26 protein-coding genes are annotated in these 23,416 nt (G+C 64.0%); 11 read left to right on the forward strand and 15 right to left on the reverse strand.

The window, feature by feature from the left end:
• Positions 1-32 precede the first annotated feature (32 nt).
• Both ACLBYA_RS08050 and ACLBYA_RS08055 read right to left on the reverse strand, forming a co-directional pair.
• Positions 33-548: a hypothetical protein gene (locus ACLBYA_RS08050; protein WP_447708857.1), complete on the reverse strand. Its 516-nt coding sequence runs from the start codon at positions 546-548 to the stop codon at positions 33-35.
• 134 nt (positions 549-682) lie between these two features.
• On the reverse strand, positions 683-1,675 hold the full coding sequence (locus tag ACLBYA_RS08055) for an acrylyl-CoA reductase family protein (protein ID WP_447708858.1): 993 nt from the start codon (positions 1,673-1,675) through the stop codon (positions 683-685).
• A gap of 473 nt (positions 1,676-2,148) precedes the next feature.
• On the opposite strand from ACLBYA_RS08055, the gene ACLBYA_RS08060 reads away from it, so the two are divergent.
• The 3 genes from ACLBYA_RS08060 to ACLBYA_RS08070 all read left to right on the forward strand — a co-directional run bounded on the left by ACLBYA_RS08060 (position 2,149) and on the right by ACLBYA_RS08070 (position 4,110).
• Positions 2,149-2,667: a hypothetical protein gene (locus ACLBYA_RS08060; protein WP_447708859.1), complete on the forward strand. Its 519-nt coding sequence runs from the start codon at positions 2,149-2,151 to the stop codon at positions 2,665-2,667.
• 99 nt (positions 2,668-2,766) lie between these two features.
• Positions 2,767-3,114: a putative quinol monooxygenase gene (locus ACLBYA_RS08065; RefSeq protein ID WP_447708860.1), complete on the forward strand. Its 348-nt coding sequence runs from the start codon at positions 2,767-2,769 to the stop codon at positions 3,112-3,114.
• A 54-nt stretch (positions 3,115-3,168) separates the two neighbouring features.
• Positions 3,169-4,110 (forward strand): SDR family NAD(P)-dependent oxidoreductase, encoded by a 942-nt coding sequence (locus ACLBYA_RS08070; protein ID WP_447708861.1) that lies wholly within the window; start codon positions 3,169-3,171, stop codon positions 4,108-4,110.
• A 109-nt stretch (positions 4,111-4,219) separates the two neighbouring features.
• Here ACLBYA_RS08070 and ACLBYA_RS08075 read toward each other — a convergent pair whose 3' ends face one another.
• The 9 genes from ACLBYA_RS08075 to ACLBYA_RS08115 all read right to left on the reverse strand — a co-directional run bounded on the left by ACLBYA_RS08075 (position 4,220) and on the right by ACLBYA_RS08115 (position 12,335).
• Positions 4,220-4,963 carry a glucose 1-dehydrogenase gene (locus tag ACLBYA_RS08075; RefSeq protein WP_447708862.1) on the reverse strand — a complete coding sequence of 248 codons (744 nt, stop codon included), beginning with the start codon at positions 4,961-4,963 and terminating at the stop codon, positions 4,220-4,222.
• Positions 4,964-5,022: 59 nt separating this feature from the next.
• Positions 5,023-6,036, reverse strand: a complete 1,014-nt coding sequence (locus tag ACLBYA_RS08080) for a phosphotransferase family protein (RefSeq protein ID WP_447708863.1) — start codon at positions 6,034-6,036, stop codon at positions 5,023-5,025.
• Positions 6,033-7,247 carry an acyl-CoA dehydrogenase family protein gene (locus tag ACLBYA_RS08085; protein WP_447708864.1) on the reverse strand — a complete coding sequence of 405 codons (1,215 nt, stop codon included), beginning with the start codon at positions 7,245-7,247 and terminating at the stop codon, positions 6,033-6,035. The genes ACLBYA_RS08080 and ACLBYA_RS08085 overlap by 4 nt, the downstream gene beginning before the upstream one ends.
• Before the next feature lie 46 nt (positions 7,248-7,293).
• Positions 7,294-8,049 (reverse strand): 3-hydroxyacyl-CoA dehydrogenase, encoded by a 756-nt coding sequence (locus ACLBYA_RS08090; protein WP_447708865.1) that lies wholly within the window; start codon positions 8,047-8,049, stop codon positions 7,294-7,296.
• A 53-nt stretch (positions 8,050-8,102) separates the two neighbouring features.
• Positions 8,103-8,396 carry a putative quinol monooxygenase gene (locus ACLBYA_RS08095; protein WP_447708866.1) on the reverse strand — a complete coding sequence of 98 codons (294 nt, stop codon included), beginning with the start codon at positions 8,394-8,396 and terminating at the stop codon, positions 8,103-8,105.
• A gap of 18 nt (positions 8,397-8,414) precedes the next feature.
• Positions 8,415-9,296 carry an SDR family NAD(P)-dependent oxidoreductase gene (locus ACLBYA_RS08100; RefSeq protein ID WP_447708867.1) on the reverse strand — a complete coding sequence of 294 codons (882 nt, stop codon included), beginning with the start codon at positions 9,294-9,296 and terminating at the stop codon, positions 8,415-8,417.
• A gap of 65 nt (positions 9,297-9,361) precedes the next feature.
• On the reverse strand, positions 9,362-9,889 hold the full coding sequence (locus ACLBYA_RS08105) for a hypothetical protein (protein WP_447708868.1): 528 nt from the start codon (positions 9,887-9,889) through the stop codon (positions 9,362-9,364).
• Between the two features lie 75 nt (positions 9,890-9,964).
• A complete protein-coding gene (locus ACLBYA_RS08110; RefSeq protein ID WP_447708869.1) occupies positions 9,965-11,146 on the reverse strand; it encodes an acyl-CoA dehydrogenase family protein in 1,182 nt (393 codons plus the stop codon).
• Positions 11,139-12,335: an acyl-CoA dehydrogenase family protein gene (locus tag ACLBYA_RS08115; protein WP_447708870.1), complete on the reverse strand. Its 1,197-nt coding sequence runs from the start codon at positions 12,333-12,335 to the stop codon at positions 11,139-11,141. Before ACLBYA_RS08115 ends, ACLBYA_RS08110 begins: the two co-directional genes overlap by 8 nt.
• A gap of 284 nt (positions 12,336-12,619) precedes the next feature.
• On the opposite strand from ACLBYA_RS08115, the gene ACLBYA_RS08120 reads away from it, so the two are divergent.
• The 3 genes from ACLBYA_RS08120 to ACLBYA_RS08130 are packed head-to-tail and all read left to right on the forward strand — an operon-like array spanning position 12,620 to position 15,117.
• Positions 12,620-13,465 carry an SDR family NAD(P)-dependent oxidoreductase gene (locus ACLBYA_RS08120; RefSeq protein ID WP_447708871.1) on the forward strand — a complete coding sequence of 282 codons (846 nt, stop codon included), beginning with the start codon at positions 12,620-12,622 and terminating at the stop codon, positions 13,463-13,465.
• 57 nt (positions 13,466-13,522) lie between these two features.
• Complete coding sequence (locus ACLBYA_RS08125) at positions 13,523-14,581, forward strand: NADP-dependent oxidoreductase (RefSeq protein WP_447709071.1); 1,059 nt, start codon at positions 13,523-13,525, stop codon at positions 14,579-14,581.
• Positions 14,578-15,117 carry a flavin reductase family protein gene (locus tag ACLBYA_RS08130; RefSeq protein WP_447708872.1) on the forward strand — a complete coding sequence of 180 codons (540 nt, stop codon included), beginning with the start codon at positions 14,578-14,580 and terminating at the stop codon, positions 15,115-15,117. The genes ACLBYA_RS08125 and ACLBYA_RS08130 overlap by 4 nt, the downstream gene beginning before the upstream one ends.
• Positions 15,118-15,269: 152 nt before the next feature.
• Here ACLBYA_RS08130 and ACLBYA_RS08135 read toward each other — a convergent pair whose 3' ends face one another.
• The 3 genes from ACLBYA_RS08135 to ACLBYA_RS08145 form a co-directional block, all read right to left on the reverse strand.
• The gene (locus tag ACLBYA_RS08135; protein WP_447708873.1) at positions 15,270-15,887 is read right to left on the reverse strand and encodes a VOC family protein; all 618 of its coding nucleotides are present in this window, start codon (positions 15,885-15,887) and stop codon (positions 15,270-15,272) included.
• A 64-nt stretch (positions 15,888-15,951) separates the two neighbouring features.
• Positions 15,952-16,719, reverse strand: coding sequence for an SDR family NAD(P)-dependent oxidoreductase (locus tag ACLBYA_RS08140; protein ID WP_447708874.1), 768 nt, complete (start codon positions 16,717-16,719; stop codon positions 15,952-15,954).
• A 120-nt stretch (positions 16,720-16,839) separates the two neighbouring features.
• Positions 16,840-17,175: an NIPSNAP family protein gene (locus tag ACLBYA_RS08145; RefSeq protein WP_447708875.1), complete on the reverse strand. Its 336-nt coding sequence runs from the start codon at positions 17,173-17,175 to the stop codon at positions 16,840-16,842.
• A 104-nt stretch (positions 17,176-17,279) separates the two neighbouring features.
• Between ACLBYA_RS08145 and ACLBYA_RS08150 the strand changes: the two genes are divergently transcribed.
• Complete coding sequence (locus ACLBYA_RS08150; RefSeq protein ID WP_447708876.1) at positions 17,280-18,101, forward strand: hypothetical protein; 822 nt, start codon at positions 17,280-17,282, stop codon at positions 18,099-18,101.
• Positions 18,102-18,144: 43 nt separating this feature from the next.
• Positions 18,145-18,756: a TetR/AcrR family transcriptional regulator gene (locus tag ACLBYA_RS08155; RefSeq protein ID WP_447708877.1), complete on the forward strand. Its 612-nt coding sequence runs from the start codon at positions 18,145-18,147 to the stop codon at positions 18,754-18,756.
• Positions 18,757-18,874: 118 nt separating this feature from the next.
• Here the strand turns inward: ACLBYA_RS08155 and ACLBYA_RS08160 are convergent, their stop codons facing one another.
• A complete protein-coding gene (locus ACLBYA_RS08160; protein WP_447708878.1) occupies positions 18,875-19,264 on the reverse strand; it encodes a PPOX class F420-dependent oxidoreductase in 390 nt (129 codons plus the stop codon).
• A 243-nt stretch (positions 19,265-19,507) separates the two neighbouring features.
• Between ACLBYA_RS08160 and ACLBYA_RS08165 the strand changes: the two genes are divergently transcribed.
• From ACLBYA_RS08165 to ACLBYA_RS08175, 3 genes are read left to right on the forward strand one after another with little or no spacing between them, the layout of a single operon-like run.
• Positions 19,508-20,698: an amidohydrolase family protein gene (locus ACLBYA_RS08165; protein ID WP_447708879.1), complete on the forward strand. Its 1,191-nt coding sequence runs from the start codon at positions 19,508-19,510 to the stop codon at positions 20,696-20,698.
• Entirely contained in the window at positions 20,695-21,648 is a 954-nt protein-coding gene (locus tag ACLBYA_RS08170) for an LLM class F420-dependent oxidoreductase (RefSeq protein WP_447708880.1), read from the forward strand. The genes ACLBYA_RS08165 and ACLBYA_RS08170 overlap by 4 nt, the downstream gene beginning before the upstream one ends.
• Positions 21,649-21,658: 10 nt before the next feature.
• Positions 21,659-23,356 (forward strand): thiamine pyrophosphate-requiring protein, encoded by a 1,698-nt coding sequence (locus ACLBYA_RS08175; protein ID WP_447708881.1) that lies wholly within the window; start codon positions 21,659-21,661, stop codon positions 23,354-23,356.
• The last annotated feature ends 60 nt before the right edge of the window (positions 23,357-23,416 follow it).

The raw sequence follows: 23,416 nt of genomic DNA on the forward strand, positions 1-23,416 counted from the left end.
ATGGCGGGCCTTACGACGTCCTGTTGTGGTATCTAGTGATTCGAGTCGGCCGCATGCGCGGCGGCGCGGTCCAGCCGCGGCACCGGCGGCGGGAACTTATCCGTCAACCGGGAAACGCCGGGGATTTCACCAAAGTCGGGGCCGAAGAACTGGGCCACCGTCCTGGCGAAGCCGGTGTCCATGTACATCCGCTCGGCCTTGATCTTGTCACCTTCGAAGTCCATCACGACGTTGTAGCTGCCGGTGGTCCGGACGCCGTTCTCGTCGTCGAAGAACACGTGCGCCTCGCGGATGAGACTGCCGGCGGCGGTGATCGCGTGCGTGCGCTTCTCCGCCCAGAAGTTGCGCACATCGCCGCCGTGCAGGAGGCGAACGTAGGTTTCCCTGACCGCGCCCATGCCTTCGACGTGCCAATTGAGCCCTGGGAACTCATAGATGGGGTTCTCGACCAGCGTTGCCAGTGTGCCGTCGATGTCGAGGTTGAACTCGGCCATCTCGTGGATGGCGAGGAGCTCTTCCATCTGGTCCAGGGTGAGTGTTGTTGCCATGGTCTTCCTCTCTGAGCTGAACTCACAGTCTGACATGACTTCATGTCAGATACCGTCAAAATGGTGAAATTGGTGGCCACCGCGTATGTGGGCCCGGTGGCCACCAAGACTGCCAGTTGATTACTCGAACGTCCCTAGAGGCGGACGATGGTGCGGCCCTTGACGCCACCGCCGAGGATGCTGCCCGTCACCGCAGGGATCTCGTCGAGGCCGATTTCATGCGAGATGCTCTCTGCCAGGTTCTTCGGCTTGAGGTCGGCGCCCAGGCGCTTCCAGACCTTGGCGCGGAGGTCAGCCGGGCACTGCACCGAGTCGATACCGAGCAGGTTGACGCCGCGGATGATGAACGGCAACACGGTGGTGCCGATGGCGAAGCCGCCGGTCAGTCCGCAGGTGGCGACAGAGCCGCCGTAGCGGGTGGTGCGCAGCAGATAGGAGGTGGTGTCTGCACCCACCGGGTCCACCGCGCCGGCCCACAGCTCGGCCTCCAAGGGGTTGTCGCTCGCCCCGGAGACATCCTCGCGGCTGAGGATCTTGCTGGCGCCGAGGTTCTGGAGGTACTCGTGTTCGGATGCCTTACCGGTGCTGGCGGCCACCTCGTAGCCGAGACCGGCGAGCATGTTCACCGCAACGCTGCCCACGCCGCCGGTCGCGCCGGTGACCAGAACCGGTCCGTCGCCGGGCTTGAGGCCGTTGTCCTCCAGGCGCTGGATCGAGAGACCCGCGGTGAACCCGGCCGTGCCCAGTGCCATGGCTTCCTTGAGCGTCAGGCCTGCGGGCAGTGGCTCGACCCAGTCGCTGGAGAGCCGAGCGTATTCGGCGTACCCGCCGAACTGTGAAATGCCCAGGTCGCGCCCGATTGCCAGGACTTCCTGGCCGGCGGTGAACCGTGGGTTGCTCGACTCGACGACGGTGCCGGCGAGGTCGATGCCCGGAACCATGGGATATGTGTAGACGACGGGACTTTCCGGCAGGCAGGCCAGACCGTCCTTGAAGTTGACGCTGGAGTACTGCACGCGCACGGTGACGTCGCCTTCGGGCAGATCGGCGAGCGTGAGCTGGCTGACGCCGGCGGTGAAACCGTCGTCACCCTTGTTCAGGACGAACGCGTTGAAAGATTCGGACATGACACCCTCCTAGATGGGCTCCCAGCGACAACGTCTGCGGAGGCCGCAGCGACTGTGGTCTCGGGCAAGCACTTTCTTCACTGGTTACTGCAATGGGACCGGATCTATCGCAGGTGGTCTGGCCGTCCGCATCCGTGGTACCCGTGAGGTTGGAGACGCGACGCGCCGGACCGTGCCGAGCGAGACGATAGATTGATCTAGTCGCTCAGCCTAACGGCGGCGGTGCGACCCCGTCAACGGGCCGGTCCGATGGCCCGGGAACGAAGATGCGCGCCGGACCGATTAGATGTGACAATCATTGACTGCGCGATGCCGATGTGATTAGGCTCATGTTCGTAGATCAATCTATTTAGTGTCGGCGTCGACCCAATCTGTGCGAACGCTGTCGAGCAGTCCCCTGGCAGCGGGAAACGGCCCGGTCGGGAATGGATCTGGTCTCAGCCCAGTGATGGATCGAAGGAGACACGCAGGCCATGCCGGAAATGACCAAGAACGAAATGGAAGAAGTCCTGCTCGCGCACGAAAAGGGCGAGCTGGAGGAGGACCTCGACGCCACGATGGCGACCTTGGTCGACAATCCCCACTACGAGCTCCCGACGCTGGGCTATGCCTTCGATGGCTACGACGCCGTCCGCGAGGCCTACAGCCGCATCATGCCCGGCACTCGGACCCGCAACGTGGCAGCCAAGATGCGGGTACACGCCATTGACAGCAACACGCTGGTCCGTGAGGCGCACGTGTCGTTCAACACGCGTTCCGGCGAGCGGGTCAACGGCAATTACATCGTCGTGATGTCCTTCGATCCTGAGCAGAAGCTGATTTCCGGTGAGCGGATGTACATGGACACCAACTTCGCGGCGATGATGTCGGAGAACCTCGGTCCGGATTTCGCCGACGTGCCCGGTGTTACGAAGCTGAGCGATGTGGCTCCGACGATCGACCGACACGACGCCTACGAGGTGGCCGAGCGTAAGGGCATCACCATCAACTAGCCGCTCGGTTCTTGCCTCTCGCGTTGCTCCTGCGGCCAGGGCGTGAAAGCGCGAGTAGTGACCGCCCTGACTGCAGGATCAACCGAGAGGAAGCCAACTGTGGGCGAAATTCAACTGAGAGCCACATTTCCGAATATCGCGAGCGAGAAGCTGGAGGAGTTCAAGGCCCTCGCGGAGAAGGCAGTCGTCTCGGTGCGGGGTGAAGCCGGCGCACTTCAGTACGACTGGTTTCTGAGCGATGATCAGACAAAGTGCGTGGTTCTCGAGAAGTACGCCAGTTCTGAGGCCGTACTCGCGCACCTGGCGAATGCCGGTGGCGTGATCGGTCAACTGGCGGGACTCGGCGGCGGCCTCGACCTCGAGGTGTTCGGCGACGTGTCACCGGAACTGCGGAAGGCACTGGCCGCCGCGGGGCCACCGATCTACGCGCCGTTGCTCGGCTTGTAGCCGATATCTGACTCTGAGTGACAGGGCAATCTGAACGGCCACTGAGGAGCACGGATGCTGAGCTTTGAGGGGCAGGTCGCGATTGTCACGGGTGCTGGGCGCGGTATCGGCCGTGCAACAGCGCTCGCGCTGGGCAAGCGCGGTGCCAAAGTGCTGGTGAACGACTATGGCGGCGGATTCGACACGTTGACGCCCGGCACCAGCGAGGTAGCACAATCGGTGGTGGACGAGATCGTGGCCGCCGGCGGCGAGGCGGTTGCGAACGGGACTGCCGTCGGGACGGGTGACAGCGCGCAGTCCATCGTCGAGGCTGCGACGAAAGCATTTGGGCGCGTGGACATCCTTGTGAACAATGCGGGTGGCAGTCGTCCTTTCCACAATGTGGATGAGGACGCGGATGAGAATCTGGAAGGCGTGATCCGCAGCAATCTGCTCGGCTCACTGATGTTGATGCGTCGGGTCTGGCCGCTCATGCGTGCGCAGAAGTACGGCCGCATCGTCAACACTTCGTCGAATACGGTGCTGGGACAACAGGGAATGCTGGCATACGTCGCTGCGAAGGGCGGTATCATCGGCATCTCGGGCTCCGCCGCCATCGAGGGCCGGCCCCTCGGCATTCTTGTGAATACTGTTTTCCCCCAGGCCTATACCCGCAGTGTCGATGACACCGCCGAACCCGGCGCCATGGACTGGTTCAGGTCCCACACGCCAGAACTGGTGGCCGAGGGCATTGCATTTCTCTGTAGTCGAGAATGCGACGCGTCCGGTGAGCTGTTCCGGATCGGCGGCGGGCGGTTCAGCCGCTACGGCATATATGGCAACAAGGGGATCGAGAGCGCCGATCTGACCACCGAGTTGGTGGCAGAACGTTTTGACGAAAGCGGCGACATGAGCGATGCGGAGGTCATCCCCGACGCCGCGTACGACATGGCGCGATTCAACGCAGAGCTGGATCCGGACTGGCAGGGAGACCTCAAGTCGGACTGGCGGAAGTAAGTTCTCGCCGCTGAATTCTCACGGCGACCGGGTCTGGGGATCTAGGTCAGAACTCGAGAACCGATCGGCCTCAACACTCCAGCTTCGGGCATCGGCCTCGGAATCGGTATCAGGGAACGATTCCACCGGTCGCCAGCACCAGTTGCCCGGTGATCCACCGTGCATCAGGCGATGCCAAGAGCGAGACCGCGTCAGCGATATCGGCCGGTAATCCGATGCGGCCCAGCGGTGTCCGCGCGATCAGAGCATCATCCTGTTCTTTGGTGTTCGTGCCGATCAGGTCCGTTCTGGTGAATCCCACCCCGATCGAATTGACGGTGATATTTCGCGGCCCGAGCTCGGCGGCAAGCGACCTGGTCGCGGCTTCAAGCCCGGCCTTGGTCGCCGAGTAGACCGTGCTCCACGGCACTGGATGGACCGTTACGCACGAGCTCATGTTGATGATGCGGCCGCCGTCAGGCAGCACTGGAGCAGCGGCCTGGATCGCAGCGATCGGCCCGAGGATATTGACCGCGAACTGCTTGCGTGTGAATTCTTCGGTGACGTCCTCGATGGGCTCTCGGCCCACCTCCTGTACGGCATTGTTGACCAGAATATCGAGGCGTCCGAACTCCTTCACCGTCTTCTCGACGAGCATCTGGGCCTGCGACCACTGACCCAGGTCGGCCTGGATGGCGATCGCCTTGCCGCCCGCCTGCTCGATACGCTTGACAACTTCCTGCGCTTTGTCCGCTGAGGCAACATAATTGACCACGACTGCGGCCCCGTCAGCGGCCAGTCGTTGCGCGGTTGCCGCGCCGATGCCCCGCGACGATCCCGTAATGATCGCGACCTTGCCTTCTAGATTTGCCATTCGAACTCTCCTTGAAATTGACGGAATCTTTGGCGTAGTGCACTTCGTGTTGCGCGGTTTCAGTCGATCGCAGCTCGCGCGGCAGCCGCCAACTCCCGGGGCCGGGCGGCCAGGACATCGAGCGGAGTCGAGGGGCGCCCCATCATCCCGGCGGCGTAGCGTTCGTGGACACCTTCCGCGATGCACGCGAGCCGCCACAGTGCGAAGCTGACATAGTAGGGGAGGGTGGCGGTATCACGACCGGTCAGTTGCTCGTAGCGGGCGGCAAGTTCGGGGACTGTCGGAAAACCTGCTGCGTGCCGCGGTATCCAGCCGTCGTCCTCGGCGAGGGTCCACCAGGCCGCGAGCCAGCCCAGGTCGGCCAACGGGTCGCCGACGGTCCAGAGCTCCCAATCGAGGACGGCCTCGATTGTGCCGGTCGGGGCTACGAGCATGTTTCCAAGCCGAAAGTCGCCGTGTGTCAAGCTGATCCACCGCTGAGGTGGCTCCGCCTTGTTGAGGATACGGTGAACCTCGACGATCTCCGGTGGCGGGCTGCCGACCTGATTCATCCAGAAGTCCAGTTGTCTGGCGATATAGGAGCGGGTCGGGGCATCGCGCCGCCGGTTCACCATGTCAGGATCGATACGGTGCAGGTCCGCCAGGGTGGTCACGATATCGCTGCCAAGTCGGTGTCGAGCTGAATGGGTAAGTGTATGAGCGTTCTCCGCACTGTCGATGACCAAACCGTCGACATGCTCCATGACATAGAAGTCGGCGCCGATCACCTCGGCATCCGTGCAGAATGCCACTGTCGGCGGGACCGGTACGGCACTGGCTTGTAGGGCGGTAAGGATCCGCCATTCGCGTTCCATGGAGTGGGCACCCGTACGCAGTGGACCGACCGGCGGCCGGCGCAGCACCCTGGAATGCCCTGCCCGATCGGTGACCCGGTAGGTCAGATTCGAGCGCCCGCCGGCGAGCAACTCGAACGACAGCGGTAGCTCCACATCCGGCACTGTCGTTGCGAACCATTGCTCGACCGCGGCAGGATCGATCCCGATGAGGTCGGCAGAGGTGGACTGCCCGCTCACGTGCTCTCCATTTCGGCGCGGGCGATGGACCGAAGGTGGACCTCGTCGGGGCCGTCGGCAATACGCATGGTCCGCGCGGCTGCCCACAGTGACGCCAATGGTGTGTCTGCGCTGACCCCGGCTCCACCGAAGATCTGCACCGCGTCGTCGAGGATTCGGCAGACTCCTCGTGGTACCGCCACCTTGATTGCCGCGATTTCGGTGCGAGCGGCATGTGCTCCATGCTGGTCGATAAGCCACGCCGTCTTGAGGACCAGCAGCCGCAATTGTTCGATGGTGATGCGTGCGTTGGCGATCCACTCGCGGATCACACCCTGGCTGGCCAGCGGCCGTCCAAACGTCGTACGCTCGGCAGCCCTCAGCTTCATCAGGGATATGCCCCGTTCGGCCATTCCGATCGCGCGCATGCAGTGGTGGACCCGTCCCGGTCCGAGCCGTGCCTGAGCCATGGCGAACCCCGCCCCGGCCGTACCCAGGAGGCTCGTACGTGGTAGTCGAACGTCGGCGAAGCTGACCTCGCCGTGGCCGTTTTGATCAGTGAATCCGTAGTAGCTCAGATCGCGTACCACCGAGACCCCGGGAGTGCCGACGGGAACGATGACGAACGAATGCCGCCGGGCACGGTCGGCTCCAGGGTCGCTGATTCCCATCACGATGTAGAACGCCGTGCGGGGATCCAAGGCGCCGGTGGTCCACCACTTGCGTCCGTTGACCACGATCTCGTCACCCTCGAACCGCACCGTGGTGCCGATGTTGCCGGCATCGCTACTTGCCACGTCTGGCTCGGTCATGGCGAAGGCGCTGCGAATCTCACCGCGTAGCAGTGGAATGAGCCACCGCTCGCGCTGTTCCTCGGTGGCAAAGAGGTCCAGCAGTTCAATGTTGCCGGTGTCGGGCGCCGAACAGTTCATCGCCTCCGGAGCCAGCTGCGGATACCATCCGGTGCGCTCGGCCAATGGCGCGTAGTCGAGCACACCCAGGCCGTGTGCCGGCTCGGTGGACTGTGGCAGGAAGAGATTCCACAGCCCGCAGGCATATGCCTCGGCCTTGAGTTCTTCGATGATCCCGGGCACCTCGTGAGGCGTACCAGCCGCGGTGAGGTCGCGTCGCTGCTGCTCGTAGCGCGACTCTGCGGGGGCGACCCGACCGTCGATGAACGCGTTCACGCGTTCGAGGTACTCGGATGCGCGTGCGCTCGGTTCGAAGTCCATGGCTCCATTCCGGTGGTGAACAAACCCAAGCTGCGATGTTGCGTGGTTACCTGGGGGACATGCGGATTGCGCCGTCGAGGCGGATGACCTCGCCATTGAGCATCGGGTTCTCGATGATGTGCACGGCCAGTGCGCCGTACTCGTCGGGATCACCGAGGCGAGCCGGATGCGGTACCTGCTGCCCAAGCGACTTCTGAGCCTCTTCGGGCAACGAGCCGAGCAGCGGGGTCTTGAACAGCCCCGGCGCGATCGTGCACACCCGGATCAGCTCACGTGACAGGTCCCGCGCGATCGGCAGCGTCATACCGACCACACCGCCCTTGGACGCCGAATACGCGGCCTGCCCGATCTGTCCGTCGAATGCCGCCACCGAGGCGGTATTGACGATCACACCGCGTTCTTCGCCGGTCAGAGGCTCGGTCTTGGCGATCCGCTCGGCGGCCAGCCGGATCACGTTGAACGTGCCGATCAGGTTGACCTCGACCACCTTACGGAACCCGTCGAGTGGGAACGCACCGTTCTTGCTCAAGGTCTTGATCGCATTACCGATACCTGCGCAGTTGACGTTGATCCGCACCGGACCCAACGACTCCGCGACATCGAGCGCTTCGGCCACGCCCGCCTCATCGGTGACATCGGTGGCCACGAACCTGGCCCGATCACCCAGTTCGGCCACCATCTCCCCACCCTTGAGGTCGATCACCACCACCGAAGCACCCGCATCCAGCAGCCGCTTGGTGGTGGCCAGGCCGAGGCCGGAGGCACCGCCGGTGACGACGGCTACCGCGTCCTTGATCTCCATGTTTCAGTATCCCTTGGTCGTGGTGTTGTCAGCCGGTCTGTTCGGCTTGGTACTCACAGGCCGATCGGATCAAAGAACTGCAGTTTCGGCTCGCCGTCGATCATGTCGATGATCTGGTTCATGATCCCCGTTTCCATCCGCCAGGCGACATAGCGCTCGTAGTCCTCGCGGCTGTTCCACTTCTCCAGCACCAGAATGTGTGCGGGGTTGTCCTGATTGCGTACGAATTCGATGCACACACAACCCTTGTAGGGTCGGGTATCGGGAAGAATCTTCACCATGAAATCGCGGAAGTCCTGGTAGCGACCTTCCTTGATGATCAGTTCCATAGTTGCCTGAATGGTCATATCCAATCCTTGCGATGTCTATGTGGTGACCGGACTGATGCCCTGCGCCAGGATCTGGGGAGTGATGTCGGGCCCGTGCCGGTTGTCGAATTCGTTGAATGCGGTTCGTATCTCGCTGTGCACGGCTTCGACGAGCGGCCACCAATCGCGGTGGGTGATGATCAGGAACTGCCCGTTCTGCATGGCCTCGACGACCTGTTCCCCGACACGGTCGGGGTCCGCACCCTGCGCCAGGAGTGCGCTGTTTCCCTCCACCACAGCGGAATTGACTTCCTCGCCGAGCAGACTCGCTTCGCCTGATCCTGAGGTTACGGCGATTCTGGTGTTCACCGTGCCGGGGCACAGCACCGAGACACCGATATCGGTTCCCTGGAGCTCACTGCGCAGCACCATCGACAGACCGAAGCTGGCGAACTTCGCCGAGGAATAAGCGCCGACCCGGGCCATCGGTACGATCCCGGCCATCGAAGCGGTGTTGAGGATGTGTGCACGACCACCACGGTTCTTGAAACGCGGCAGGAAGGTCGAGATGCCGATGAACTGTGCTTCGATGTTGATTCGGTAGACCCAGCGCCAGACATCCAGCGGCGTGTGGTCGAGGTCGGCACCGCCGTTGGCGCCCGCGTTGTTGCACAGGATCGAAATCGGGCCGAGGATCTCCTCCGCCCGATCGGCCGCGGCCGTCCATTTGTCAGCGTCGGTCACGTCGAGGGGCACTGCCACCACCGATCCGCCTGCTTCGGTCAACTCCTGTTCGACCGCGGTCAATCTGGCGGCGTCGATATCGGCGAGCGCCACTTTGGCACCCGCCGCAACGAGTGCCCGGGCCATACCGAGCCCCATTCCGGATGCCGCTCCGGTGACGAAAGCTGCTTGTCCTGCTGGCCAATTCGTTGTCATGCAAGCATGGTAGGTCGATATGACAGCTCAATATGTCAGATTGGCGAGACCGACCGCGATAAGTTCTATTTCTCCCTGCTCGGGTCGATCGCGAGTCCCTGCGATTCGGCCCACGCGTAGGCGTCGTGCTTGGCGATGATCGGCAACTTGTCGGCCGTCCGCGAGACGCCCGGCACCTCGCCGAAGTCGGCGCCGAGTTGCTCGGACATCATCTGCCCGAACAGAGGGTCCATGTACATGCGCTCGCCCGAGATGAGCTTCAGGTCGGGGTCGAACGCCAAGACCACCAGGTACAGCCCGCTGACGCGCTTGCCTTCGAGGTTGTTGAAGGACATGACGGCCTCGCGCAGCAGCGTGTTCTCGGAGGTTGCATGAATTCGCTTCTCAGCAGCGACATCTCGGTGGTCTACCGGCAAGATTCGACGGTACATTTCCCGCACTGCGGCCTGCCCGTCGATGATCCATCCGAGAGCAGAGAGCTCATAGTGCGGATCAGGTACCACGGTGGCCATCGTGGCATCGATATCCTGTTCCAGCTCAGCGATCTCGTGAGCCAGCAGGACGGCTTCCATTTCCTCCAGCGTCATGCTCATCGGGCCTCCTTCGAACAGGTCTGTGGTATCGAGGACCGCGGAGAAGGAGCCGTCACCGCCCCGCGGTCCTCGGGCTCATCCGGTCGCGACGGTGACTTCGTAATCGCTTGTGACAGAGTCGATCACGTACTCGGCAATCCGGTCGCGGTGCTCTTCGGCGCTGCCGAGCAACGCGGCATCGGTGAAGGCTCGCTTGAAGTACAGGTGCGCCTGGTGCTCCCAGGTGAAGCCGATACCGCCGTGGACCTGAACGGTGTCGGTGGCGATGCGGGTGAAGGCAGCCGAGCAGGTTGCCTGCGCGATCGATGCAGCCAACGCCGGGTCGTCACTGTTGTCCTCCAACGCCCATGCGCCGTAATAGGCGGCCGACCGGGAGTGTTCCTGCTCCACGAGCATGTCGGCTATGCGGTGCTTGACTGCTTGGAACGAGCCGATGGGCCGACCGAACTGCAGGCGTTCCTTGGCATACGAGACGCTCAGGTCGAGCAGGTGCTGGGCCCCGCCGACCTGTTCGGCGGCCAGCAGCACGGAACCGACGTGCATAGCGTGCTGACATACCTCGGGCGCCTGTGCCGGGCCGGCGAGCAGTGCGGCGGGTGCATCGACGAACTCGACTGTGGCCTGCGGCCGGGTGAGGTCCATGGTGGACAGCACAGTTCGTTGCACACCGGAATCTGTCGTATCCACGACGAACAGCGCTGTCCCGTCGGGGCCGGTCGCAGCCACCAGCAAGATATCTGCTGCGTCGGCGTCGACGACGCGTTCGGCCGTGCCGGACAGTGTCCACGTTTCACCTGAGCCGGTGGCCTGCACGGTCACCGCCTCGGCGGCGAAGCGCCCGGCCTGTTCGGGGACGGCGAAGGCCGCGGTGCGGGTCCCCGCCACCAGCAGCCCCAGGGTCTCGGTCCGCACTGCGGTATCCGGCGCGGCAACGAGCGCGGGGATCGACAAGGCGAGGGTGCCGAATACCGGCCCGCAGAACAGCGCGGCGCCCAGCTCTTCCACCACGATCGCGGCGTCGATCAGGCCGCCGCCCGAACCCTCGAGCTCCTCCGGGACTCCGAGACCGAGCACGCCGAGCTCGGAACCGAGTCGCGCCCAGGCCTTTTGGTCGAACGCTGGCCTGGACTCCATCAGTTTCCGGACAGTGGCCTCGTCGGAATGGTCGGCGCAGAAGCCGCGGACTGCCGTGCGCAGCTCCTGCTGTTCGGGTGTGAACGCGAATTGCTCGGTCGGGATGTGATCAGGGTCAGCCACGGGGCACCTCACGCCAGGGTCGTCCGGAGTCAGCGCGAAGATCTCCGGGAAGTCCCAGGATCCGTTCGCCGAGAATATTGCGCAGCACCTCAGAGGTACCGCCTTCGATGGTGTTGGCGCGTGAGCGCAGGAAGCGTTGTTGGATCGGGCCTCCGGCGTTCGCATCCTCGGCGGTGACCTCGCGCATGTTGTAGCCCTCGTAGAGGGTGCCCTCGGGGCCGAGCAAGTCCATGCAGAACTCGTAGACGCGCTGGTTGAGTTCGGCGCCGACCAATTTGTCGATCGATCCCTCGGGACCGGGACCACTCACGGTCGCGGTGGCTCGGGCCCGCTCCGAGGTGAGCCGCTGCGCCTCTGCACGGAGCCAGAGTTGAGCAAGGCGGTCCCGTCGGACGGGGCTGTGGCGGTCGGGGCGCTGCGCCCAGAGTGCGACGGCGTCGCCGATCGTGCCGGTTCCGCGACGGACCCCGGCCGCACCGATCGAGCTGCGCTCGTTCATCAGTGTCGTCATCGCCACGCGCCAGCCGGCGCCCACTGCGCCGATGCGGTGCGTGTCCGGGATTCGGACGTCGTTGAGGTAGACCTCGTTGAACTCCGCCTGGCCGGTCATCTGGCGCAGCGGACGGACCTCGATGCCCGGGTCGCGCATGTCGACGACGAAGTAGGTCAGTCCCTTGTGTTTCGGGACATCTGGATCGGTGCGGGCAATCAGGATCCCCCAATTGGCGCAGTGCGCCAGGGTCGTCCACACCTTCTGTCCGTTGACGATCCAGCCATCGCCGTCCCGGACCGCCGAGGTGGCCAGACCGGCGAGATCGGATCCGGCGCCCGGCTCAGAGAAGAGCTGGCACCAGATGTCCTCGGTGGTGGCCAGGGGTCGCATCCACCGGTGCTTGAGTTCCTCGGTCTGGGCGTACTCGACCAGGGTCGGTGCGGCCATGCCGTAGCCGATGATGTTCAGGTCGTACGGCGAGGGCGCGCCGGCCTTCTGGAAGATGGCGTCCGCAACTCCCTGGTATCCGCGCGAGATCCCGAGGCCACCGAGACCCTCCGGGAAATGCACCCACGACAATCCGGCGTCGTAGCAGGCTCCGAGGAACTCTGTGATGGGAACAGACCGGGGGTCGTGTTCTCCGACGACTCGGTGCGCGGCTTCGGCCACCCGCGTGGATTCGGCATCAGTGCTCAACGTCTACTCCAGTGATTACGTCACGCATGCGAGAAGACCGCATTGGACTCCTTCTGTCATCGCGGGCACACGGGGCCATCCGGTGCAGCCTGCAAAAAAATCGACCCTAGCCGTAGATAGAACGATCTACTACGCTGACGGTAAGTGATGCCCTCTGCGGTGTCAATTGCGGAGTGTCAATGTGGTTGACACGTGGGCGAGTTCGCGGACTGGTACACGGCAACGACCGACATCAACGTGGATGGGAGCACACTATGGTCTGGCCGGCTGGAGAAGCAGCGTTCGTGACCGGAGCTGCATCAGGTATCGGGCTCGGCATCGCGCGGGCGCTGGTGGCGGCTGGAGCGAAGGTCGCTCTTGCCGACATCGACGGCGAGAGGCTCGCCGATATCCGCCGCGAACTCGCCGACGCCGGGGGAGTGGTCACCACCGTGGAACTCGACGTCAGCCACGCCGGCGGGTGGACCGCGGCCGCCGATCTGGCCGAGGAAACGCTGGGGCCCATCTCGATCCTGTGCAACAACGCCGGCGTGGCTGGTGGTGGAGCAATCGAAGAGACGCCGTTCGAAGTCTGGCGCTGGGTGCACAAGATCAACGTCGATGCACAGTTCCTCGGAGTGTCAGCATTCCTGCCGCGCTTCAAGAGCCGGGGCGGGCGCACGCACATCATGAACACCGCGTCGATGGTGGGATTGGTGCCGATGGCCAACTTCGGCGCCTATGTTTCGTCCAAGTTCGCCAGCGTGGGATTCTCCCTGGTGCTGCGTGAGGAACTGCGTGGCACCGAAGTCGGCGTTTCCCTGCTGTGTCCTGGCGTGGTGGCTACCCGACTGGCCATGACGGCCGAGCAGGCCCAGGCCAAACTCCTCGGTCGTGAACCTGATCTTGTTGCCGCAGAGCAGAACCGCGCTCTGCAGGCGCAGGGCGCGGACCCCGATCGCGTCGGCGAGCAAGTTGTCGCGGCGATGCAGGACAACCAATTTCTGATCGTCACCCATGGTGATTGGGAGCCGCTCGTCGCCGGTCTGCACCGCGAGGTTGAAGAGGCGCTCACGGGGTTCGACGGCCGGTACGGCACCGATGTGACCGTGCAGATGATGCTCAACGGCGTGAACCCTGGTGCTTCGTAGCGAGAACCGCACCCGCGCCGGCAGGAACCAGTAGGAAGATGAACTGACGTGGCACGCATGAATCAGGGGTGGGTGCTCAAGCAGCGGCCCGAGCAGGAGATTCAGAGTTCCGATCTTGAGTTGGCCGACTTACCCGTTATGCGACCTGGGCCCGATCAGGTCTTGGTCAAGAACGTCTACCTGTCGATAGATCCCACCAACCGGGTGTGGCTCAGCGGCCGCGATCAGTACCTGCCACCGGTGGGCGTTGGTGAGGTGGTGCGCGGAATCACGGTCGGTGTCGTGGAAGACAGCGCTTCAACCCGGTTTCAGCCCGGTGACACCGTCCTCCTGGGGGAGGGCGGGTGGCAGCGGTACTCGACGTATGACGCCGCGGCGGTGACGCGCATCCGGAGCCGGGACAACATCCCGTTGACCGCTTCGTTGTCGGTCCTGGGCACCACCGGACTGACGGCGTACACAGGGTTGCTGGACATATGTCGCCCAGGTCCCGGTGAGACCCTCGTGGTTTCTGCGGCCGCGGATGCTGTCGGATCGATCGTCGGCCAGATCGCGAAGATCAAGGGCTGTCGGGTGGTCGGCATCGCGGGCGGTGCGGAGAAATGCCGGTGGATCGTCGATGAGCTGGGTTTCGACGGCGCGATCGACTACAAGGCGGAGAATGTGGCCGAGGCGCTGGACCGGTTGTGTCCGGGGGGCGTGGACATGGACTTCGAGAACGTGGGCGGACCGATCATGGATGCGGTCTTCTCGCGGATGAATGTCAACGGACGGATGGCGGTGTGCGGCCTGATCTCGTCGTACAACTCGGACGGACCGATGGTCGGACCTACAGACTTCGGCCGAGTCCTCATGCAGCGCCTGACAATTCAAGGGTTCGTCGTGCTGGACCACTTCTCCCGTGCCCGGCAGGCTTACAGCGATCTGGCGGACTGGATCGAATCCGGACAGCTGCGCTGGAAAGACCATGTGGTGCAGGGCCTGGCGGCCGCGCCGGAAGCGATGCACCGCCTCTTCACCGGAGATCACGATGGAAAGCTGATTGTGCAGGTCTCCGACGAACCGCCGCGTTCGGAATCGGTGAGCCATTCGAGAGTAGGGGTAGCCCAACGATGATCCAATTCGAATCCAACACCGCTGACCCCGCCCTGCTCCGCCAGGCGTTCGGGTGCTTTCCGTCCGGTGTGACGGCAGTGTGTGCCATGGTCGATGGTGGGCCGATGGGCATGGCGGCCAGCTCGTTCACTTCGGTGTCGCTGGAACCGGCATTGGTCTCGCTGTGCTTCCAGTCGTCGTCGGGCACTTGGCAGCGGCTACGCGAATTGCCGCGATTGGGCATCAGCGTCCTGGCGCAGGGCCAGGATGAGATCTGCATGAGCCTGGCCCGCAAGTCACCCGACCGTTTCGCAGGGATCGGGTGGGACAGCACGTCCGAGGGGTCGGTGTTCGTGCATGGGGCCACTGCCTGGCTGGAGTGCTCGGTGTATGGCGAACTTCCGGCCGGGGATCACGAGGTCGCGCTATTGAAGATCCACGGCCTCCAGGCCAAGCCGGGTGTCGCCCCACTGGTCTTCCACGGCAGCAAGTTCCGCCGGCTCGCCGGCATCGCCTTCGGCGGCGACGTGGCCGACTTCGTCGAGCACGAGAACTAGTGCATCTCGGGTTGTGCTATGGCACTGACCATTTGGCTTTGAGGTCACCGGCCAGGTGATCCGGGCGACCGGCGGTTTCCTCCGGTAGGCCGCACCTACGAAAATTGGCTCGACGCCAAAAGCGTCGAGCCAATTTTTTGGGCTGCTATCGATCAGGACTTGCCTGCGGCCGCTTCAGCGGCAGCCGCCATCTCGGCCTGCGCCTGGATGATGTTGTCCATCAACGATGGCTTGTCGAGGGCGAACGGCAGCTTGTCCATGCCGCCGTAGGGGTTCTGGAAGCTCGCGACTTCCTCCGGGGTGTTGTCGACATACACTTCCAGCTGATTACCGTCGGGATCGTAGAAGTAGACGCTCTTCGCGACGCCGTGGTTGATGGTGTAGGCGATCTTGACATCCTCGCTCAGCAGGGTGTCGTACGCCTCGCGCAGGTCGTCCTCGCTGCTGAGTTTGAAGGCGAAGTGCTCCATGCCGACCTGGAAGAACTTGCTGTCCGGCGCTTCGGCACCGACTTCGGCGATCCCCAGTTCGTGGTGATCGCGTCCGGTGGAAAGGAATTTCACCATCGGGTCGATGGACCCCATCACCTTCAGTCCGAGGACCCGGGTGTAGAAGTCGAGGGACCTCTCCATGTTGCGGACTTTGATGACGACGTGCGCAACCCTCTCGATCTTGATCATTGCTTTGGCCTCTCCAATATTCGTTCCGCTGGGCGGCTTTCGGCGCTGCGCGCTGCAGTGCTGCCTCGCCGGAAGAGCAGCAGAAACCATTTTACTAGATCAATCTATAAAGTGACAAGCGTCGCTGCCGATCGACTGCCGATCGGGGTTGGTGTCAGAAGACCATGTAGCCGCCGTCGATGACGATCTCGTCACCCGTCTGGAACCCACCGATACCGCTGGCCAGGTAGACGGCGATGCGCGCGAAGTCGGCCGGCTCCCCCCAGCGCCGCTGCGGCATGCGCTTCATGACGTTCTCTTCGAACGCCGGATTGCTCATTTCTCGGGAGATCAGCGGCGTCTCGGTCCAGCCGACCACCATCGAGTGTGCGTTGATTCGATACCGTGCCAGCTCGATGGCGCAGCTGCGCATCATCGCCGCCAAGCCGGCCTTGCTCGCCGCGTAGGCCTGGCCGCGTGGGGTGCCGTGGTGTGCCGAGACGCTCGAGGTGCCCACCAGCACGCCTCCGCCGCCGCGCTCCACCATGTGCCGGGCGGCGGTGCGCAGCGTCAGGAATGCCCCGTCGAGATTCACCCGGGTAACCCCCTGAAAATCTGCCAGAGTCGTTTCGAGGAACGGGATCTCGGGTGCGCGGACGCCGGCGTTGGCGAAGCATGAGTCGACCCTGCCGAAGTGGTCGAGCGTCTCCGCGAAAGCAGTGGCCACGGCGTCCTCGTCGCCCACATCGCAGCGGACGGCCCGAACTCGTGTGCCGTGCTTGGCGAGTTCCTCCGCGGCGGTCTTGTTGCGTTCGACGTTGGTGCCCCAGACGCAGACGTCGGCGCCGCTTTGGGCCAGTCCGTGGCCCATGGCCAGGCCGATGCCGGAGTTGGCTCCGGTGACCAGTGCGACGTGTCCGGTGAGATCGAAGAGGGGAGACATGCAAATCCTCGGAGTTGTCCGGGCGGCCCGGAGGGTTGTCGAATTTCCGCGCCGCGCGACTGTGACGGGTGCGAACAGCGTGAAGTCCCCACTGTGGGCAGTGGGGACTTCATCTGGAGGTCAACGAATTTTCGAGTACTCGGTCGGTTCGATGAACACCGACGTGGCGCCGGCGGTGACCTGCTCGCCACTGGCCCTCGCCGCTTGCCATTCCGGATCGGCCCAGAAGGCCTCCCATGACTTGGCCGCGGCCTCCCGGCTGGTGTGGGCGACGATGTAAGTCAGGGTGTCGGTCGCCTTGCCATCCTCGTCGGTTTGTACCCAGAAACCGATGTTGGTCATGCCGTGCTTCTCGAACAACGCCGCGGCGTGATCGCCGATGCGAGCCACGAGTGCGTCGATCTTGCCCGGGACCGCTTCGTAGGTACGAAGTTCAAAAACACGTGTGTCAGCCATTAGATCAATCTATCGTCAGGTGTTCGGGAGGTCAACGCTCCGGTCCGCATCGATGTCTCGGCGCTGGACTGCCGTCGGAACCGTCGAATCGAAAGGTGTATCTGGTGAGCGATATTGCGGGTTCGTACTGGTTGAACGCCAGGACGCAGCGGTGGTTCGTGTTCAGCGGTGTGGCCGCCGTCCCCGTGATGTTCCTGGGCTTGGTCCTGGCGCGGGTGTTCCCGGCACACAACGCGACATGGAGCGCGGAGACGATCGTGGGGATATACAGCACGAATTCCGACGTGATTCAGCTCGGGTGCCTGTTGATGATGGTCGCGTTCGCGGTCTGGGGTTGGTGGCAGGCGGTCATCTCGCTGTGGGTCTGGCGGATGGAATCGCCCCGGTATCCGATTCTGACTTTTGCGACGCTGATCTTGGCGGCCATCAACACCATGGTCGTCGAGATCATGTCGATCATGTACGCGGTAGCCGCGTTCCGGGCAGGTCGGATCGCGCCCGAGATCACCTTGACCCTCAACGACATCGCCTGGTTCTTCTACTACTACACTTGGCCGCCATACGTCCTGTGGCTTGTGGCCATCGCGATCGCCATTTTGCGCGACAAACGCAGCACGCCGTACTTTCCGCGCTGGCTGGCCTGGTTCACCTTGGCGCAGGTCGTCACTATCTTGCCCAACAGCCTGCAGACGTTCTCGTTCGGACTGGTCGGCCCGTTTGCCTGGGACGGGTTTGTCACGTGCACCGTGGTGGCGAGCTTTCACGGCGTGTGGACGATCTTGCTGGCCGTTTACGTGCTGAAGGCGATCTCGCGCGAAGAGGCTGAGCTTCGGTCGGGTGAATCATCAGTCGAGAGGCTTGACGAGATGAGCGGCTGGGGCCACCCCGGGGGAGTCGCTGGGGCCGAAATCACAGGCGATCGATGACGTAGACCGGGCGACAGATTGATCTAGCGGTTATCCTATGCGAGTGTCCACCACGACGACAACCGCAGGTAAGCCCGCCGATACCAAGGCTCGGCTGCTCGAATCTGCTACCGATTTGTTCAGTCGGCAGGGTTTTGGGGCGACCGGCATCAAAGCTGTCCTGGCGGCGGCCGAGGCGCCATACGGCTCGCTGTATCACTTCTTCCCGGGGGGGAAACAGGAGTTGGGTGCCGCTGCCCTCACCCATGGTGGTGGGCGCTATCGAGAACTTCTCGAATCGGTGTACCCCCCGGACGCCGACGTCGTCGAGGCGACGGCAGACTCGTTCCGCCAGGCGGCTGACCTGCTGGAAAAGACGGACTATGGGTACGCCTGCCCGATCGCCACGATCGCGTTGGAAGTGGCCAACAACGACGAGCTGATGCGGACCGCCGCCGCAGATGCGTTCGAATCATGGCTTGAGGTACTGGAGCAGCGTTTCACCGCTGCCGGCATGGCTGCCGATCGTGCTCGTGATGTTGCGGTAGAGATCTTCTGCTTGATCGAAGGCGCGGTCCTGCTGTCGCGCACCACGCGATCCTCGGTGCCGCTGCATACCGCTGGGCGTTCGGCGGCGGACGCCGTCGCGGCCGGGCTTGCCGCTGCCCTGGAGTAGTCGCAACGTTCGGCGGAAGGGCGCACGAGCGTCCAGCCGAATCTGGTCAGGCCGCACTGAGCCCTGTCACGTTCCGACGCCCTGTCACGTTCCGACGCCCTGTCACGTTCCGACACCGTCAGCCCTGCGCCACCACGCGGGTGGGGCGCAGTGTGACCGCGACGCGCCCCGCGGTCGGCGCCCCGGAGGCTGTCGGATCCTGGCCGTAGTGCCGGAACACCCGCTCGAAGAGCGTGAGGTCGGAGTCGTCGTCGACGTTCACGGTGCCTCGGATCTCGAGCGTGCGGAATGGGTTCTCCGGGTCGATGATGAACAAGGTTGCCTGCGGACGCTCGGTGACATTCCTGTACTTCTGACGTGTGCGCAGCAGCGAGATCTGCACGGCATCGTCTTCGATCACGAACCAGACGGCCGTCACTTGGGGTGTCCCGTCGGCGCCGATCGTGGACAGTGACGCGACCAGTGGCGCGTCGATCAGGTCGCGATGAGACTCGGGAATGATCGCCATATTGAACCTTCTGAATCGGTGAATGTGGAGACAGGCGCGGCCTGTTCTTCTAGGGTTGACGCTGTCGGACAATTGTGATTGTCTGATTGTGCTAGAGCAATCTATCTAGTCCGTCACACCGGCGAGACGGCGGGTCCGAAATTACCCGCTCACGTCGAACCCGAATCCGTCGGACTAGTGCCACAGAACCCATACACTCCACCGCCCGGTACTTCACCGGCCAACCAGCCCTCGGAGGTAGCGATGAAGCTCCTTGCACACGACGTTGACGCTCACGAGATGATCCCGAGCACGCGACTCGGCGACTACTTCGGCCAGGCCGGCCGCATCATGGGTGCGCTCTTCGAGGCCACCGACCGGTTGCGCCCCGATCCGACCGACACCAACATGCACGTCGCGGTCGATGACGTCATGGAGATCGACGAGGACTCCATCTGGAAGGTCAAGGGACCCAAGGCGCCCAGCGCCATCGACCTGACCCGGCGGGTCGAGGTTCTCGATGCCATGGGGATCGAGAAGCAGCTGGTGTTCCCGACCACGGCCATCGCCGCGATGATGGTCGGCGGTATGGACGACTTCGGTTTCGAGCAGCGTTTCGGTGGGGACACCACGATGCTCGAAGGCCTGTCGCGGCCGGAGTTCTCCAAGCTGTTCCTGCGTGCTTACAACGACTTCGCGATCGAGAACGCCAACCTCAACGGTGGTCGCGTCCGCCTCGTCGGCATCATCCCCACCAGCGACGACATCAACGAGATGGTCACCGAGATCAAGCGACTCATCGACGGTGGGGTCAAGGGTGTCTACCTGCAGGCCGACGTGCCGCCGGGCGGCGTGTCCCCGGCACACTCCTCGATGGATCCGCTGTGGAAGTTGCTGGAAGACAACGATGTCACCGCCAACTTGCATATCGGCACGGAGTTCTTCTTCCTGGACCCGCGCTGGACCTTCGCCGAGACCTTCCAGGATCTGTTCCAGTCCCCGGAGATCCCGAACACCAACATCGGGATGTTCGCGACCTGTCACATGGCGATCGACAACTACCTGAACGCCCTGGTCCTCGGCGGCGTTTTCGAGCGGTTCCCGCGGCTGCGCCTCGGCCTGTTCGAGGTCGGTGCGCACTGGGTCGGCCCGGCCGCCCGACGGATGGACATGTACTGCAAGGTGTTCCCGGGTGCGGCCGCAGCCAAGCTGCCGATGAAGCCGTCGGAATACATCGCGCGCAATGTGCGGGTGTCGCCGTTCAACTTCGAGCCGATCGATCGCTACATCCAGGATGACCCGGAACTGGTCGACGTGTTCTGTTACTCGACCGACTACCCGCATGTCGAGGGCACCAAGGACTCGATGAACAAGATGCTGGCCAAGGTCGAGCCACTGGGTGAGGAGATCACCACCAAGTTCTTCCGGACGAACGCAGAGTGGCTCTTGCCGTGAGTGTCGGCGACCAGGCTGCCGTCCCAAGCCTCGGTCCGCTCGGTATCTGGTCGTACCACCTCGATGTCCAGCCGATGGCCCGTGCTCAGCAGGCCGTTGCCGAGCTCGATGATCTCGGCTTCGGCTCGCTGTGGGTGCCGGAGGCTGTTGCCCGGGAGCCGTTCGCCAACGCCGCGCTGTTGCTGGGGGCCACCGCTCGTATGACGGTGGCCACCGGCATCGCCAGCCTGCACGCGCGCAGCGCGATGACGATGAACGCGGGCTGGCGTACGCTGAGCGAGGCGTTTCCCGGGCGGTTCCTGCTCGGCATCGGCGTGAGCCATCAGCCCATGGTCGATGTAGCTCACCAAGGTCGGTACGGAACCAAGCCGTACAGCACCATGGTCGACTATCTCGACACGATGGACAACAGCGAATTCTGGGGTGCCGCAACGTCTGTTGCACCTCGCCGGGTGCTGGCCGCACTCGGACCACGGATGCTGCGGTTGGCCGCCGAGCGTGGGGCCGGTGCGCACACCTACTTCGTTCCGGTCGAACACACGGCGGCTGCTCGCAAGGCACTCGGGGAGAAGGCCGTGCTCACACCCGCCCAGACCGTCGTGTTCGAGACCGACCCGGCGGCAGCACGTCAGATCGCCCGCAGCTTCATGTCGAGATATCTCGGTTTGCCCAACTACACCAACAACCTTCGACGCTTGGGGTGGGGCGATGACGATCTGCACGGTGGCGGAAGCGACCGGCTCGTCGACGCGATAGTTGCCTGGGGTTCCCTCGATCAGATCGCGGCGCGGGTGCAAGGGCACCTCGACGCGGGTGCAGACCACGTGTGCGTGCAAGTACAGACCGGAGACCTCCAGCACATGCCGGTGGCCGAATGGCGCGACCTCGCGTCGATCATCCCCGCCCTGCGCGCCAGATCAGCCCCCTCACCCCTCCCAAGCACCGAATAGAGAGTTCACAATGCCGCACAACGCCGCTACCAGCTATCTCGCCGCGCTCGTCGAGCACGGCGTCGAATACTTCTTCGTCAATGCGGGAACCGATTTCGCGCCGATCGTCGAGGCCTATGCCCTCAACAAGGACAACGACCCGAAGCTTCCCACGCCGGTGCTGTGCGCCCACGAGAACCTGGCCGGCGGCATGGCCCATGGTGCCGCTTTGGTGACGGGACGGCCTCAGGCCCTGATGCTGCACGTCAACGTCGGTACGGCGAATGCGGCATGCTCGGTCGCCAATGCGGCCCGTGATCGGATTCCACTGCTGGTCACCGCGGGTCGGTCGCCGATCCTCGAGGGCGGCGCGGTCGGTGCCCGCGACCTGCCCATCCACTGGTCGCAGGAGATGTTCGACCAGGCGAGCCTGGTCCGTGAATTCGTCAAATGGGACTACGAACTGCGCGATCCCCGCCAGGTCGAGTCCGTGGTCGACCGTGCCCTGAGCGTCGCCAACGCCCACCCGCGGGGCCCGGTATATCTCGCCCTGCCCCGTGAGGTGCTGGCCGAGCCGGCGCAGGCCCCCGCGGTGCCGGTTGCGCGCACCCCCATCCCGGCCACTGTGCAACCCGATCCGGACGCCATCGAGGAGCTCGCCGAACGGATCGCGGCGGCCGAGTTCCCGGTCATCGTGGCCACCGCCAACGGTGTCGAGCAAGAGTCGGTCGAGCTGCTCGGTGAGTGCGCCACCCGGTTCGGTATCGGTATCGCCGATCCGTGGGCTCGCTACCTGAACGTCGCATACAACCATCCGCATCGGGTGGCAAACATGGACGTGGCCACCACCGTCTTCGAACGGGCCGACGTCATCGTCTTCCTGGAGAGCGACGTGCCGTGGATGGAGACGCACACGCCGCCTCCGGCTGACACCTATATCGCTCAGGTCGGTGTCGATCCGCTGTACGCGACCTACCCGATCCGGTCGCATCGCTCCGACCTGAACATCAGTGCCACCCCGGCCGCCTTCCTCAGTCGGCTGTCCGCCGCGCTGGAGGCCCGTACCGACCGTATCGACCTGGGCCGCTCGGACGAGATCCGCGCGATGGCCGCGGCACGCCAGGGCCGTATCGACGCCCAGCGCCGTGACGAGAACGGTCGCGATGCAGATCAGCCGATCACCGCGGCGGCCATCTCGGCCGTTCTGGGTGAACTGCTGGACGAGGACGACATCGTGTTCAACGAGTACGTGGCGACCGCCTGCCTGCTCAACCGCACGAAGCCCGGCACCTACTACTTCCTGCCCGCCTCGGGTGGGCTGGGCTGGGGTCTGCCGGCCGCGCTGGGCGCCCAGTACGCCGCACCGGACCGTACCGTCGTCGCGACGCTCGGTGACGGCGCCTACATGTTCGCCAACCCGGCGGCGTGCCACCACGCGGCTGCCAAGCACAACCTGCCGGTGCTGACCATCATCGCCAACAACAACAACTGGTGGGCCGTCGACATGGCGACTCAGCTCGTCTACCCGGAGGGCGAAGCGGTTGCCACCGCCGAGGGACGTTTCTCGGATCTCTCGCCCTCGCCGGACCTCGCGGCCTACTGCACCGCCTCGGGCGGGTACGGCGTGACCGTTAGCCATCGCAGCGAGCTTGCCGGTGCGCTCAAGGAGGCGCTGCGCGTCGTGCGTGACGAACGGCGGCAGGCCCTCGTCGACGTCCGAACCGTTTGAGCCCTGCGACCCAAGCCGTGTCGCAGGCCCGGTCAGCGTTGCCTGGGTCTGCGACTCCCG

This window comes from Mycobacterium sp. C31M, assembly GCF_053345865.1.